Annotated in this window: 12 protein-coding genes and 5 pseudogenes; 12 read left to right on the plus strand and 5 right to left on the minus strand. The window is 47.5% G+C overall.

All coding sequences use genetic code 11. From position 1 onward, the window contains the following. Positions 1 to 42: 42 nt before the first annotated feature. Positions 43 to 384, minus strand: coding sequence for a NirD/YgiW/YdeI family stress tolerance protein (locus tag AC6I8V_RS08200; protein WP_497845383.1), 342 nt, complete (start codon positions 382 to 384; stop codon positions 43 to 45). 750 nt (positions 385 to 1,134) lie between these two features. On the opposite strand from AC6I8V_RS08200, the gene AC6I8V_RS08205 reads away from it, so the two are divergent. Further along, positions 1,135 to 3,009, plus strand: a complete 1,875-nt coding sequence (locus AC6I8V_RS08205; RefSeq protein WP_497845384.1) for a type VI secretion system family protein — start codon at positions 1,135 to 1,137, stop codon at positions 3,007 to 3,009. Next, positions 3,000 to 3,662 carry a DUF2931 family protein gene (locus AC6I8V_RS08210; protein WP_497845385.1) on the plus strand — a complete coding sequence of 221 codons (663 nt, stop codon included), beginning with the start codon at positions 3,000 to 3,002 and terminating at the stop codon, positions 3,660 to 3,662. Before AC6I8V_RS08205 ends, AC6I8V_RS08210 begins: the two co-directional genes overlap by 10 nt. A gap of 340 nt (positions 3,663 to 4,002) precedes the next feature. Here AC6I8V_RS08210 and AC6I8V_RS08215 read toward each other — a convergent pair whose 3' ends face one another. Continuing rightward, positions 4,003 to 4,548 (minus strand): Rha family transcriptional regulator, encoded by a 546-nt coding sequence (locus AC6I8V_RS08215; RefSeq protein WP_497845386.1) that lies wholly within the window; start codon positions 4,546 to 4,548, stop codon positions 4,003 to 4,005. 455 nt (positions 4,549 to 5,003) lie between these two features. Between AC6I8V_RS08215 and AC6I8V_RS08220 the strand changes: the two genes are divergently transcribed. The 5 genes and pseudogenes from AC6I8V_RS08220 (at position 5,004) to AC6I8V_RS08240 (ending at position 9,451) form a co-directional block, all read left to right on the plus strand. Beyond that, positions 5,004 to 6,878 (plus strand): type VI secretion system family protein, encoded by a 1,875-nt coding sequence (locus tag AC6I8V_RS08220; protein WP_497845387.1) that lies wholly within the window; start codon positions 5,004 to 5,006, stop codon positions 6,876 to 6,878. Beyond that, a complete protein-coding gene (locus AC6I8V_RS08225) occupies positions 6,869 to 7,528 on the plus strand; it encodes a DUF2931 family protein (RefSeq protein WP_497845388.1) in 660 nt (219 codons plus the stop codon). Before AC6I8V_RS08220 ends, AC6I8V_RS08225 begins: the two co-directional genes overlap by 10 nt. 322 nt (positions 7,529 to 7,850) lie before the next feature. Further along, positions 7,851 to 8,024 (plus strand): annotated as a pseudogene (locus AC6I8V_RS08230) (NADP-dependent isocitrate dehydrogenase); the annotation flags it as partial. A gap of 178 nt (positions 8,025 to 8,202) precedes the next feature. Continuing rightward, positions 8,203 to 9,018, plus strand: a complete 816-nt coding sequence (locus AC6I8V_RS08235; protein WP_497845389.1) for a RexA family antiphage protein — start codon at positions 8,203 to 8,205, stop codon at positions 9,016 to 9,018. A gap of 13 nt (positions 9,019 to 9,031) precedes the next feature. Next, positions 9,032 to 9,451, plus strand: a complete 420-nt coding sequence (locus tag AC6I8V_RS08240; RefSeq protein ID WP_497845791.1) for a hypothetical protein — start codon at positions 9,032 to 9,034, stop codon at positions 9,449 to 9,451. Here the strand turns inward: AC6I8V_RS08240 and AC6I8V_RS08245 are convergent. Next, positions 9,448 to 9,963 (minus strand): annotated as a pseudogene (locus tag AC6I8V_RS08245) (tyrosine-type recombinase/integrase); the annotation flags it as partial. The gene AC6I8V_RS08240 and the pseudogene AC6I8V_RS08245 sit on opposite strands and share 4 nt — an antisense overlap. On the opposite strand from AC6I8V_RS08245, the pseudogene AC6I8V_RS08250 reads away from it, so the two are divergent. The 5 genes and pseudogenes from AC6I8V_RS08250 to AC6I8V_RS08270 all read left to right on the plus strand — a co-directional run. Then, a pseudogene (locus AC6I8V_RS08250) lies at positions 9,958 to 10,590 on the plus strand (hypothetical protein); the annotation flags it as partial. The pseudogenes AC6I8V_RS08245 and AC6I8V_RS08250 overlap by 6 nt on opposite strands. Positions 10,591 to 10,615: 25 nt before the next feature. Further along, positions 10,616 to 11,020: pseudogene (locus AC6I8V_RS08255) on the plus strand (hypothetical protein). Then, positions 11,020 to 11,637: pseudogene (locus AC6I8V_RS08260) on the plus strand (hypothetical protein). The pseudogenes AC6I8V_RS08255 and AC6I8V_RS08260 overlap by 1 nt, the downstream one beginning before the upstream one ends. A gap of 66 nt (positions 11,638 to 11,703) precedes the next feature. After that, a complete protein-coding gene (locus AC6I8V_RS08265; protein ID WP_497845390.1) occupies positions 11,704 to 12,288 on the plus strand; it encodes a hypothetical protein in 585 nt (194 codons plus the stop codon). A 41-nt stretch (positions 12,289 to 12,329) separates the two neighbouring features. Further along, positions 12,330 to 12,722, plus strand: a complete 393-nt coding sequence (locus AC6I8V_RS08270) for a tail fiber assembly protein (RefSeq protein ID WP_497845391.1) — start codon at positions 12,330 to 12,332, stop codon at positions 12,720 to 12,722. Positions 12,723 to 13,099: 377 nt separating this feature from the next. On the opposite strand, the gene AC6I8V_RS08275 is transcribed toward AC6I8V_RS08270, so the two are convergent. Further along, positions 13,100 to 13,552: a hypothetical protein gene (locus AC6I8V_RS08275; protein ID WP_497845392.1), complete on the minus strand. Its 453-nt coding sequence runs from the start codon at positions 13,550 to 13,552 to the stop codon at positions 13,100 to 13,102. Positions 13,553 to 13,561: 9 nt separating this feature from the next. Further along, complete coding sequence (locus tag AC6I8V_RS08280) at positions 13,562 to 14,056, minus strand: lysozyme (RefSeq protein WP_497845393.1); 495 nt, start codon at positions 14,054 to 14,056, stop codon at positions 13,562 to 13,564. Between the last annotated feature and the right edge of the window lie 70 nt (positions 14,057 to 14,126).

Consider the following 14,126-nt stretch of genomic DNA (forward strand, 5'->3'; position numbering starts at 1 on the left):
GATGCTGCCCTGCGAAACATTACTGAATGCAGGGCAGTGGATTTAATTCAGTATCTGAATACTGTCTGAATCAATTTCGATGTGTCCATCATCACGGTCAATCTCACCTGCTACGCGAACGGTTTTTCCTACCAGTCTGTAATTTCCTCCATCGTCATCCTCATCGTCGCCGTCATCATCCGCATCAATACGGATCCTTCCAGTAGCATCTTCCAGCCAGTAGTCATCATCTCCGGCCCTTCCTGTAATCTTACCTTCGACAACAACGTTTCTGTCATCACGCATATTCTTTGCTTCTGCCACAGTCACACTCTGGTGTACGGATGCATGTGCTGTGGTGCATGCCATTAACCCGAGTGACAGAAGTAAGCCGACTATCTTCATCCCTGCATCTCCCTGTTTTCGGCTTAAACGGTTTAAGCCACTTAGCATGGTAATTTAACTTAAAAGCCGAGGAAACATTGTAAAACCAAGTAGTTATGCTCATTTGGGTTGTAATGTAGAACGGTGGTAATCGAGTTGTATAATCTCTGGTTAATGAAGGAGCATGATGTTTGTAATTGATCGTTTTGAACGATCAATCGGCGATGATTGATCTGTAAAGCCACTTTGAAAATATGGGTTTAAAAGATTAATTTTTGAACACCATTTAAGAGGGAAGGTAAACAGGGAATGTCTCGTCGTAACACGTGGCTAATAGTGATGCTGCTGTGTAGTTTGTTCTGGTTGGTCGTCTTCTTAGCATTCAAAGCCGGTCTGTGACCGGCTTTTTTATTGCGGGTGTTAAATGTTTTTGTACAACATATAGAGATACCATGCCAGGCCTGCCCAGTAAGCAAAACAAAATATAAAAACCATCGTGAACAGCTTTGCATTTGATAAATTCATCTTTAGCCCTCCTATACAGGTCGCATCATTGGTTGAAGTTTGAGCGGTGCGACTGTAGATCTGGCTGAATAAACGCTACGTAAACCTGAGGTCGTGAGGTTTAGCGGATCGCGCCAGAGTTGACCGGGGACAATTTTTTAGTTCATTTATTAATCACTCCCGCAAAACCATTTTTAAATTTCCTTTCTTAAGTCATGATTAAGGTATGATGCGCTGATTTTATAACCATTTCATTCATGAGGGATTATGACAACGGGATTTTTTCTGTATCACCTGGATAAAACCACCTGTGGTGGGCGGATCCTTTCGGGTGCATCTGACGACACCTACGAAATCGGTGGCATTGAGCGGCAGCAGGTCAGGGTGGGTGACCCGGTGACCTGCGGGAAGCATGAGGGGCGCTTTCGCGTGTGCGGCGGCATGGGGGACACCTACGAGGTGGGTGGAGAGCTGAAAGAGTGGGCGGGTTCGCTGGACAGCTACAGCTCCTGCCCGTGCCGCGCCCGGTTTAGTCCTTCAGTCCAGACGCACACCTACGAAAGCGATTGTAACGCCGGACGGGTGGCCGAACGGGCTGAGACCGCGAGGAAAAAAGCGCAGGAATCAGAACCTGAACAACGTGCACAGTCCGCGAAGAAGAAACGTGAAATCACGCTGACGATCGGGGTGTTCTTCGACGGCACCGGCAATAATGCCAATAACAGCGGAGATCGGCAGGCAGTCTGTACTGCCGAACACTATGGGATGAATGATGCAGAATCTACGTCTGCGTTAGAGCAGTGTGTTCGGCTGAATCGCGGGGTCAGCGGCACCGCAGCTGGTAGTTATCTCGGCTACTACAGTAACGTGCACTGGCTCAATACACTTTACACTACTGATTTTCCTTCTGATGCCGGACAAGGGCAATACACCATTTATATCGAAGGTATTGGCACGGAAGACGGTACCGGCGACAGCGGTTACGGAATGGCTACCGGGCGGGGCGACACCGGTGTGGTTAGAAAAACGGACAGGGCAGTAGCTGCACTTGCCACTGCGATCAAAGACTATTTAGACAAGCCATCTGAAAGCAATGTGGGACTCGTCAGGGAATTACAGTTTGATATATTTGGCTTCAGTCGCGGAGCCGCTGCGGCCCGGCACTTTGCCAACCGGGTATTCAGTCAGGATCGCGGCATTATTGCGGCCATCAAGTCCGGGCTGGGTGACGTCGAGTTCTCAGGTACGCCGGGAGGTAAAACCCGCTTTCTGGGGATATTTGATACGGTGGCGGCCATCGGGACGCCGGTTAACGGCCTCAACCCGCACAGCGCCGATACCGGGGATGTCAATCTGGTGCTGCGGCCGGGTGTGGCGGAGAAGGTTTTTCACATTACCGCGCAGCACGAGTGCCGTTTTAACTTCGCGCTGAACAGTGTAAGACCTGCGTGGCCGGAGCTGCCCCTTCCCGGGGCGCACTCTGATATAGGCGGCGGCTACAATCCCGATGAGCATGAATCCTACTTCCTGACCCGACCGGAGTTTGAAACCGTACCGCTTGCCACTCCCGATACGGAAACGCGGATTTACCGGCAGACCTGTGCACAGCTTGATGTGATGGACGGTTATCCGGCCATCGCGCCGTTGCTGAATGCGGTAGAAGTGAACGCGGATACCTGGCATGACGACAGAATGCCAGCCGACCGTTACGGTACGTTGCAAAAGCGCAGCGGTGCCGCGCTGGTGATTGATCGTTCCACGCGCAACGACTGGTCAAAGGTGACATTACGCGTAATGCTCGATGCGGCGCAGGATGCCGGGGTGGTATTTGATCCTATCCGAGATACAAATGCAGAATTAAAACTTCGCTCAGAACTCAATAGCTTGTGTGAAAAAGCTATTGTAATGGGCCGTGCCGCTCGCAGCGGTCAGTCTGCACCTGGCTTTACCACGCCGGAAATTCGGATGCTGGCCGAAAAATATATTCACTGCTCGGCCAACTGGAACAGCGTAGTGCGGGAGGGGCAGGGTATGGTTAGTGGTGCCGTCAAACCGGCGAAGCTGGTGACCTTTACCAACCGACCGGACGAGCGCTGGCAGCGGACGGTATACGATATGGACGGGAATAAAACATGGAAATAATTCGTGTGGCCTGTCTTCTTCCATTATTGGCACTGGCGGCCTGTCAGGGGAAATCCTTGCCTAGTACAACCGCTCATAGCTATGTGCCGGAAGAGTGGTGGTTTAATTTTTTCACGCCCAAGGCGCTGCCGGCTCTAGTGACGTTCGCCGTTGTTCAGGATACTGATGGTAAGGTTTATGAGTTTAATACTCTCGACAGCACAAAAGCGCTTAATGGTGTCGTCGGCGAATGGAACGATAACGCCCGGACGCTTAACGGTCACTGGAATCACGTTAAACGCCCATCCAGGCATATTATTTTTTGCTGGGACTCGGTTATTGATAAAAAAGTTTATGAGACCGTACTGACCATCCCTAAACCTATTTTGGATAAAATGCTTCTGTCTAGCACGAGCAAGAATTCTCAGGGGAGTGACGAATATTATAAATCTGTGCAAATTGGGCTGGCCCCAGAAGGAAAAGTGGCCGTCTGGTTAAGTGGTGTTGCGCGGGGAGAACCTAATTATCGCATCACACCGTCAGTTCTAAAAACTGTATCAGGGGATAAATTAGATATTTGCAAAGGGATAACCAAGAGCGATTTTACTTATGGATATGACAAAGATATAAAAGATTTTATCAAAGGGAAAAAATATCCTTACGGTAGTTGGTAATCAACTTGTTGCCCCCTGGAGAGTCTTCCTAAGATCCCCCAGGGGCTTGGTGGTCAATTTTTAGTCTTAACGTACAATATTTCCGTTTCCCAAACGGAGTCCTAGCGGTGATCGGTGTAGTGGTGTGGGTCGTAACGCGTTCATGGTACCCGGACTCGCCGAGCATCTGAGAAAAAAAGCCCGCGTTAGCGGGCCGAAGATGTAATTGGAATAACGACTGCACTGAAATAAATCGGTATTAAACGCAATCCGGGTGGTAGGTCCGGAATAGAGATAGTAGGCGATCGGTGAGGTACCGATGTGACCTGTCTGGCAAATTGATTCTTCCGCGCTGACTTTTTTATGATGCCAGTTTTTTCAGCAGATCATCTTTGTGGATCACCACATAATCTGCCTTCCTGGCGATCTCCAGAAAGGCTTCAATAGTGCAAATGTATTCGCTGTCTAAGACTGGCCGCTGGCAGGTCACTAGCCCGTTTTCCATGTAGATGACGAAACGTTGCTTGTGGCGATGGGTGGGTGTGGGATGGCTGCGGTGGTTAAGCTCGTCTTCCATGCGGTTAAAGGCGTTGATGTAATTTATTTTCCACTGAAGGGCTTTTTTCCCAGTGAAGCCCATAGCGATCAGCACGAACGCATCGCGGGTGAGTTCAAACATAGGCATTTTTCGCACTGCACCATCACCACCAGGTACTTCACGGACCATCTCCCGAAAATTTGGGAGATGCCAGGCTGGATCACATTCGGCAATTGTTGTTCGAATCTTATCGATGACGTGATCATGCCGTTTATGAAAATACTCAGCCACAGCAGTTGAGGTTGTAACGGCTTTCCCGTCATGGGCTAATATTTCAGGTTGAAGAAGATTGACGAGCAATGATGTCATGGGATTTTCCTTTTTAGTGAAGGTAAATCACCACCGTCGAGACCAATCTTGGGTGGTGAGTTGTGCAGAGTTGGTCTTACCGGCTAAAAAGGACCCGGCGCGGATTTCTCCGCCCCCACACAACCCACCATTGAGATGTGACTGTGCTTAACGCATAAAAAAACCACGTCTGGCGTGGTATGCGCCTTTTTAGTTATCCGGGAGACCAATCCCGACACCAGATTTTGCTGGCGCGTGGAGAGTATTAAAAAAATCCGTCATGGAGTCAACAGCTCCTGCCTGAGCCTGGAAGCGTATTTTGGGAACCAGTAGAGGGTCTCCCTGGTGCTCTGATACGACAAAAAATCAGAGAAAGCCGGGAGGCCAATTCCGCCAATCAGAAGCCGAAGATTTTGGTTAAGTCATGATTAAGGTATGATGCGCTGATTTTATAACCATTTCATTCATGAGGGATTATGACAACGGGATTTTTTCTGTATCACCTGGATAAAACCACCTGTGGTGGGCGGATCCTTTCGGGTGCATCTGACGACACCTACGAAATCGGTGGCATTGAGCGGCAGCAGGTCAGGGTGGGTGACCCGGTGACCTGCGGGAAGCATGAGGGGCGCTTTCGCGTGTGCGGCGGCATGGGGGACACCTACGAGGTGGGTGGAGAGCTGAAAGAGTGGGCGGGTTCGCTGGACAGCTACAGCTCCTGCCCGTGCCGCGCCCGGTTTAGTCCTTCAGTCCAGACGCACACCTACGAAAGCGATTGTAACGCCGGACGGGTGGCCGAACGGGCTGAGACCGCGAGGAAAGAAGCGCAGGCGTCAGAGCCTGAACAGCGTGCACAGTCCGCGAAGAAGAAACGTGAAATCACGCTGACGATCGGGGTGTTCTTTGACGGCACCGGCAATAATGCCAATAACAGCGGCGATCGGCAGGCAGTCTGTACTGCCGAACACTATGGGATGAATGATGCTGATGCTGGATCTGCGTATTCCCAGTGCGTGCGACTAAAACGTGGCTACAGCGGTACTGCTGCAGGGAGTTATATCGGTTACTACAGCAACGTACACTGGTTGAATACACTGTATAGACAGGATATCAGGCCCGATACAGGAGCAGGTCAGTACGCTATTTATATCGAAGGTATCGGTACGGAAGACGGGGCTGGCGACAGCACTTACGGAATGGGAACAGGCCGGGGCGATACTGGCGTAGTGAGAAAAACCGATAAAGCAGTTGCAGCACTGGCTGCCGGTATTCAGGATTATTTACTCCAACATGCCAACGCCGGTTCCTGCACCATAAAAGAGCTGCAGTTTGATATTTTTGGCTTCAGCCGGGGAGCAGCGGCAGCGCGCCACTTTGCTAACCGGATATTCAGCCAGGACCAGGCCATTGTATCGGCGATTAAGGCCGGGCTGGATGGTACTGAATTTTCCGGGGCGCCAGGAGGAAAAACCCGCTTTCTGGGGATATTTGATACCGTAGCCGCCATCGGGACACCGGTTAACGGCCTCAACCCGCACAGCGCCGATACCGGGGAAGTGAATCTGGTGCTGCGTCCGGGCGTGGCAGACAAAGTGTTCCACATCACCGCGCAACACGAATGCCGCTTTAACTTCGCACTGAACAGCGTGAAACCGGCGTGGCCGGAACTGGCTTTGCCCGGTGCGCACTCTGATATTGGCGGCGGTTATAACCCCGATGAGCACGAAGCCTATTTCCTGACCCGGCCGGAGTTTGAAACCGTGCCCCTTTCCACCCCCGACACGGAAACGCGGATTTACCGGCAGACCTGTGAGCAGCTTACAGCCATGGACAGCTATCCGGCGATAGCGCCACTGCTGAATGCGGTGGAGGTGAATGTTGATACCTGGCATGACGACAAAATGCCAGCAGACCGTTACGGAACGCTACAGAAACGCAGCGGTGCCGCGCTGGTTATCGACCGTCCTACGCGTAACGACTGGTCGAAGGTGGTGTTGCGGGTGATGCTCGATGCGGCACAGGATGCCGGGGTAGAATTTTCCCCTATTTTACCTAAAGACGACAACCTGTCACTCCGGCCAGAGCTGAACAGCCTGTGCGAAAAAGCGATTGTGATGGGCCGCGCCATAAGGGGAGGACACTCAGCCCCCGGTTTTACCACGCCAGAAATTCTGATGCTGGCCGAAAAATATATCCACTGCTCAGCCAACTGGAACAGTGTGGTGAGAGACGGCCAGGGAATAATAAGCGGTGCGGTCAAACCGGCGAAGCTGGTGACGTTCACCAACCGGCCGGACGAGCGCTGGCAACGTACAGTTTATGATATGGACGGGAATAGAGTATGGGAATAATCCGTGTGGCCTGTCTTCTTCCTTTATTGGCACTGGCGGCCTGTCAGGGGAAATCTTTGCCCGGTACTGTCGCCCAAAACGATGAGCCAACAGAGTGGACTTTTAACTTTTTCACACCCAAAGCGTTGCCAGCAGTGGTGACGTTCGCCGCTATTCTTGACGCTGATGGAAAGGACTATCGTTTTAACACGCTGAACAGTACACCCGACCTGCCCGACGTTATCGGCGAGTGGAACGACAGAGACCGTGCGCCTGGTGGCTACTGGAATCACGTTAAACGCCCCCCCCGACATATTATTTTTTGCTGGGATTCGATTATCGATAAAAAAGTGTATGAAACTCACCTGACGATCCCTAAACCTGTACTGGAGAAAATGCTCAGGCCGAGTGAGTACAGGGATTATCGGGGAAAAACTGCGTATTACGACAGAGTGCAAATTGGTCTGGCTCCGGAGGGAAAAGTAGCCATCTGGTTACAGGGAAGTGGTTCTGAGCCTAATTACCGCGTCACACCGTCAGTTCTTAAAACCGTATCAGGGAATAAATTAGATATTTGCAAAGGAATAACGCGGTTCTCTAACGGCTATGAGTACGGAAAAGATACCGAGGATTTTATCAAAGGGAAAAAATATCCTTACGGTAGTTGGTAATCAACTTGTTGCCCCCTGGAGAGTCTTCCTAAGATCCCCCAGGGGCTTGGTGGTCAATTTTTAGTCTTAACGTACAATATTTCCGTTTCCCAAACGGAGTCCTGGCGGTGATCGGTGTAGTGGTGTGGGTCGTAACGCGTGTATGGTTTCCAGATTCACCAACTTTATAGAAACACTTAGTCCGGGATTATCTGGAAAACCTTTCCCCAAAACCAATAGCAGCCTATTGTAAAGTAAAGGAATTTTCTCGGTGATTTTAAATGATAATCTGAGTGGAAATCCTTAATAAAAGCCATGTATTTCATGCTTTTAACTAACTATCGCTAAAATACTGCTGCGTCACATGGAGTGGTTCGAAGCCGCAGACCTGATCGTTAAAGGCATGGAAGGCGCTATCGCCAACAAAACCGTGACCTATGACTTCGAACGTTTGATGGATGGCGCTAAACTGCTGAAATGTTCAGAGTTTGGTGACGCGATTATCGCGAATATGTAAGCTGCCTTTTTGGGTGGAATGTAGAACGGGAGCCAATGGCTCCCGTTTTTGTATAAGGCAATCGGCGGTTATCAAAAAGTTATCAAAAAAAGTTATCAAAAAACCTGATCTTTTTATTGATTTTGAGTTCTGCGTGTAGAATATTTAATAATTAAAACACAAGACAAGAGATACAGGGATGAAAGTTAATTATTATAGTATCGGCTTGAGGCCCCAAGTCGGATCAAGTCTTTTCAGTAATATTTCGACTTCACTTCACAGTTTGATTCAAGCAGGAAATCAGTCAGTTTCACTTAATGGTGCTTTTTATACTATCCATCATATGTCCGGAGATGTTTTTGTTTTTTTAAAAACAAATGATACAGACATAATTAAAAAGGTTGATAAGGTACAAAATAGTTACCAAGATATTTCTACTATACTTCAACAAAATGAGGAAATAGCATTTGCTTCATATGTTATAGCTAACCCAAGGTGCATCGGGTTCGGGAGTACATTGTTTGGCCCTAAGATTGGTGCATTTTCAACATATTATGATAAAATGTTTTTTAATCTGAATAATAATAACAATATCGTTTTGTCGCCAATCACCACTACGATTACTCCTGCGAAAGCGTTGTCATTTGCACATATGGGTAAAGTGAATTTCACTATAGATAGCACAGCCCCTTTTTCTATGAATGAAATAGGGAATTGGCTGGGTATTGGTAATGCAGATCTTCTTGATGTTGATAGTTTCGAAATAACTATCAAGCCTAAGAATAGGAAAAACATTAGAAATGTTATGGTTCCTACTCTTACGAATTTGCCTACTGGGATCAGAGACATGACGATTGCTGCCAAGCAACTTATTGGTGATCAGGCTGTCGAACTTCAAGTGATCGCCGCTGGAGGTATTTATGATAAGATTAATATTAGAGGTGCGGCATCAATTGATTCTCAAATGATATTTTCATATAATAATAATGCAGATCTACGGTTGGCTGGGTTTTAAAATTATGAAAATAATGCCTCCTGCTTTGTTTATAATCCTTACCAATTTGGCAGGGTGGTTGTTATATAAATTCAGGTATCATTTTTTTCCCAATGTAAGTTTCGTTGAACATCTAGATGGACTCGGGTCAGCCCTCGCTTCATATGCTACAGCTATGATGGCATTAGTATTTGCTCTTATAGTGATCCTAACCTCAATGAATAGCGCATTTATACAGCGCTATAAGGCTTTGGGATATATGAAAGGGACTTACATGTTTTATTTTGTTTGTTTCCTTCAATTGGGGATGACCTTGTTTTTATCTATATTGTGCTTATCAAATATAAAGACTTATTTCATAGCTTCCTTAGCAGTTACTTTAGCGCTGATAACGTTTCTACAGGTTTTGATAATAGTGTTTCAAATCGTATGTATATCAATTAAACATGGCTAACTAATTAATAACCTCACCCATTCTTTACCTCGAGTATCATGATATCTATCAGTTTGTTGTTGGGTCTTGTGGCCCAGCAATACTTTTGTATCGATACCTTGAGTCTTATATAGGCGCTCGGAAAGTGAACGTTGCTCATGGAATGTAGCGGGTGTACCTTCACCCCACTCAATGTCTGCTTTATCACTGGCATGGCTAAAATTAGTCGTTATTGTTGTCGCTTGTACTTGCGATCCTCGTTCAGCCTGGGATGTAGAGCGAAAGAAATGCACAAGGTAAGGACTAACTACATAATCCCTGCAACGATTCACAACCTCTTCTAAAGACATATTGATCGCCTGTAACCGAAGTGAAAGAGGGATCGCGACTTTACTCCCTGTTTTTTCCTGTATTACGTGAAGATAATCATCCCATATGTCAGAGAACTTCATGTTCGAAATGTCACCGATCCGTTGACCTGTCACCAGAGCAAGTAACATCGCGTTGCCCATATATTTATGGCGATCATCAGCCCGTATTCGGGTATTAAATCGATAATTGCGGTCGCAGATGACACATATCCATCAACTAATGCCGCCGCCGCAATGTGGAATCTGATCTCCGCATCACCCTCGGAAATCAATAAGGTGCCACCGATGGCTTTTCGTTTTCTCAAGGCTGAGAACGCCAATAAGGCTAAGAACAGTATCCTGAAAACGTTGGTGGCACAACACGTCAGCTATGTTGATACCGGCGCGGAGGGGGGCATCTCCAACACGATTCTGGTTAAGGGCGTGACCAGTGACGGTAACGAGATGACTTACTGGTACTCGGTGGATTGGGTGCAGATCAATGTCGATATGGCGCTGGCTAATGAAGTGATCAACGGAAGCAATAACCCGATTAACCCCCTTTATTTCGACCAGGATGGTATTGACCGCCTCCAGCTACGCGCGCAGAGCGTGTTTAACTCCGGTGTTTCTTACGGTCTGGTCAATGGTAAGACACCGGTTAATGCCGTCGCATTTAAACCCTATGTCAAAAACAACCCGAACGATTACGCCAAAGGGTGCTATGCCGGGATGTCAGCGAAATACACCCCGATGCGCGGATTTACCGAAATTCTCTTCAACATCAACGTGACAATGCAGCTGGCTTAAAAGGAGGTAATCCGTGCCAAATCCTATGCTCAGGCCTGGTGTGCTTAATCGCGTCCGCGCCAGCATCAAATTTACCGCACACTCCGAACTTAACGTTTCGGCATCGTATCTGGCAAAGGAAGGTGTGGAGTTAAGTTTTCAGGGGAACTTAACCGACTTTCTCCCGGCTATGACCGGCGCGGTTCAGTCGCCGCAGCCTATGTGATTATGCAGGCGCGCGTGCACCTGCTTCGCAGCCAGGCGCTGGGGGCACAGTACAAACGCCAGCGGCTATTGGTGATGCAAAGTTGTCACCGTATTCGGCGGCTTTAAACTGATGGAAACCGCAATTACCGGCGTGCAGGGCATGTCATTTGCCGGGGGCGATCCCGGAGTGGCTATTACCATCACAGGCACTTACTACATCAACGCTGAAATGTGGGAAATCTGATGAAAATATCAAGGAGCATGAATTTTATTCTGCCTGTCGAAACCGACGTTGGATCGGCTTATATCCATGCCACGCCAATTTCTAAAGCGGTCTACAAAGAACATTTTTTTATTCTCAGCAAAAGTTTTCTCAGCCATTTTTTCAGAAGGTCTTGGCGTGGTGGCCGGTCCCCGCGTGGCCTATCTGCTGATGTAAAAAATCGCCACAGGAATGAAGGCCTGGGAGGGAGAAAACGGCGCGCGTAACACGCTGGTGAACGAAATTATCCGACTGTCGAATCTGGTTTACCCGGTGGAAGGGAAAGGATGGTAGACCAAACCACTGGATGTTGCTCTCGAGCGCGGTGTTATAGAGCTGGATGAGGCAATAGGTGAACTGGTTTTTTTACATGCCTCTCGTCGATAAACAAACCCGATCAGGCGCACGCGTTGATGCAATCAGTCAGTGGAATGTGGAGCAGTCAAATCTCGTCATTGAATATTACGGACAGGATTGTTTCGTTGCAGACATCGGCGCTACCCGGCAATTCTGGCGGGACGGAGAACACGTCATCAGTGAAATCCTCGACTACTCAGCCGGAGCCGGATTTGGAGACCTCTGGGCAGATACCAGTCTGAATTTGAAAATTGTTCGCCCGGAATGCTTGTCTACCGCATCTGCAGTAACCAGTTTGAGGCCACCTGATGCGCTACTACCGAATTGAAATCACGGACAGGGACGGCAAGCCTCCGCTGGATAGCACAGGGAAGGCCATTGGTCCGTTCGACACTAAAAATTCGCCAGGGGCAGGATTGCAGGTTGAGTTTGACGCTTTAATTACCAGTTATGACGTGGTTAGCAGCGGCACCCTGATTGTGATCTACGGTCTGCCTATTACCATGCTTCGGCAGAGCGTCAATCTGAACGAACATCAGATAACAGTATATGCCGGTTTTGCAGAAGGTTTGCCTCTCGCCACGCCGCGTGATGATAACCAGATCATCAGCGGCCAGATTTACAACCCTTACGCGAACTGGCTGGGAACTCACCAGACGATGAATTTAATCGTCAATCCCAGCCCGCTGAAAAATAAAGCAGGCAATGACATCAGTATCACCCTCAACGGGAAGGAAGGGGAAAAGGTAAGTGATGTACTCCGGAGGGCGTTAAAGGAAGCATATCCTGATTTCACGATCGAGATTGCGATCAGTGATCTGCTGGTCAGTTCAGAAGACGAAACGGCGTTTATCTCCGTTTTGGTCAGCTGGCCACCGTCATCAAAAGCCTGAGTATTTTCAAGATAAAGGGAAATGATTACTCCGGTGTGCAGATGGTTATGCATAGCCACACGATTCGGATATTCGATAACTACAGTATCAAAGGCAACAGTAAAAAAATTCTTCCGCAGGAACTGGAAGTCCCGGAGGGTTTCATTCTGCCCCTGCGTGGAAATGACTGGCAGTGTGATGACATGCGCGTGGTACCGCGAATTTACACCACAGATGAAATACTTCAGGCCAATGAGCGAAAAAAAACCGAAAGAATGCAGGTTGCGGAAAGCATTATTGCGCCGCTGGAGAGAGCAGAAAAACACGGCGTGGCCACAGAGGAAGAGCAGATCAGGCTCGTCGCGTGGGAAAAGTACACGGTGCAATTGAGCAGGGTAGATACATCGACTGTGCAGGATATTGACTGGCCTATCATGCCTGAACAAACAGTTTAAAATTGTCATTCCTTTTTTGTGTGTTTCATTGTTCCCTATGATAATAACGGCAGGTTACAATTCCTTGGTGTAGTTTCGTTAAGACAGGGATGACTTATTATTGTGATAAGTGTTGTAGTGGGGATGCTTGTTGTTGCTGTTATAGCGCTGGGATTTGAGGTCCGGTATATCAGACGTAAGTTGAAGAAATACGAGTTATACGATTTCAACTAAAGAGATAAACCAGGAATCAATCTGGCGATAGTTTCTTAAATATGACTGTAACAACTTATCTTGTGCTATTGAACCACAGATGATAACTTTCGAGCCTGGTTAATTGTCAGGCTCAATGTTAATGCTCGAATTTTATTTTACAGTGGATGATCAATATCAGCTTGTCATTTGTTGTTAATAGCAATAATTCGTATAATGAACTTACTACAGTCTTTTTTGGTGCAAATTCCACTGTACCACACTTCACCAGTGTCACCGACCATCACGCCTGTATCCTTAACGAAAAGGTCTGAGTATTTTTTACTAAGGATAATGTCGCTCAATCTTTTATCGAAAACCTTATCATATACTTTAATAAACTCACTGGGTTTTTTTATGTCGGTTTTTCTTTTATCTACATACACAGTTATCGGATAATCGATTAATGATGCAAGTTTTGCTTTATCTTTTTTAGCAACTGCATTTTGCAAGGTATCAAAGAAAGCATGATATTGCTGATGCGTTCCTTCTCCCATCAGCTGGTCAATTCTGACATCCATATCATTATCTGTTGCAGCATAAGCACTGCCAGCAATGACAAGAGATAACAGGGCACTGGCAAAGAGGTTCCGTATCATAATATATCCTTATTTAAAGGGTGCTGATTCTTCGACACGTCTGTGATAGAGCGGAGCAAGTATTTTGGGGTTTCCTACCTTGTGTCCCCTTGCATCATGTTTATAAACATAGATGTACTGGAGCATTTTTTTTCTGACAGATTCCATATCGCCTTTATCTGCCGACTCCATTACGGACGAAGGATTACCGACATTGTAAGAAAAGGAGACTAACGCGTCGAATTGAGCTTGTGTTAATTGGGTATGTGAGACTTTTTTCCGTATATATCGTTCAACCTGATGTACATGCTTAGACAACGCTGCATTAATGTCTTTCGTTGTCACAACAGTTTTTAACTCAGCTTCAGTACATGTCCCGAAGTGGGCAAGAGTACCTACACCCCAGGTACAATTTCCTGCGTGTGGCCCTAAATCGTTATAGTAGCCGTAAACCACACCTTCACGCATACGCAGGTTGGAGTATCCCTGCATGCTCATTGATAACGAATCGTTTACACCTGCCATGTATTTAATCTCCTGATTATTCGTCCAGTCCATTCATACTGTTAAACGTTATAGTACCAAAAAGCACTAG

The sequence above is a fragment of the Pantoea sp. X-Soil-TKNS-1207 genome (assembly GCF_059730485.1).

Excerpts from the sequence above, each read along its gene's own strand:
- AC6I8V_RS08200 (WP_497845383.1), bottom strand. The coding sequence starts at position 384 with ATGAAGATAGTCGGCTTACTTCTGTCACTCGGGTTAATGGCATGCACC.
- AC6I8V_RS08205 (WP_497845384.1), top strand. The coding sequence starts at position 1,135 with ATGACAACGGGATTTTTTCTGTATCACCTGGATAAAACCACCTGTGGT.
- AC6I8V_RS08210 (WP_497845385.1), top strand. The coding sequence starts at position 3,000 with ATGGAAATAATTCGTGTGGCCTGTCTTCTTCCATTATTGGCACTGGCG.
- AC6I8V_RS08215 (WP_497845386.1), bottom strand. The coding sequence starts at position 4,548 with ATGACATCATTGCTCGTCAATCTTCTTCAACCTGAAATATTAGCCCAT.
- AC6I8V_RS08220 (WP_497845387.1), top strand. The coding sequence starts at position 5,004 with ATGACAACGGGATTTTTTCTGTATCACCTGGATAAAACCACCTGTGGT.
- AC6I8V_RS08225 (WP_497845388.1), top strand. The coding sequence starts at position 6,869 with ATGGGAATAATCCGTGTGGCCTGTCTTCTTCCTTTATTGGCACTGGCG.
- AC6I8V_RS08235 (WP_497845389.1), top strand. The coding sequence starts at position 8,203 with ATGAAAGTTAATTATTATAGTATCGGCTTGAGGCCCCAAGTCGGATCA.
- AC6I8V_RS08240 (WP_497845791.1), top strand. The coding sequence starts at position 9,032 with ATGCCTCCTGCTTTGTTTATAATCCTTACCAATTTGGCAGGGTGGTTG.
- AC6I8V_RS08265 (WP_497845390.1), top strand. The coding sequence starts at position 11,704 with ATGCGCTACTACCGAATTGAAATCACGGACAGGGACGGCAAGCCTCCG.
- AC6I8V_RS08270 (WP_497845391.1), top strand. The coding sequence starts at position 12,330 with ATGGTTATGCATAGCCACACGATTCGGATATTCGATAACTACAGTATC.
- AC6I8V_RS08275 (WP_497845392.1), bottom strand. The coding sequence starts at position 13,552 with ATGATACGGAACCTCTTTGCCAGTGCCCTGTTATCTCTTGTCATTGCT.
- AC6I8V_RS08280 (WP_497845393.1), bottom strand. The coding sequence starts at position 14,056 with ATGGCAGGTGTAAACGATTCGTTATCAATGAGCATGCAGGGATACTCC.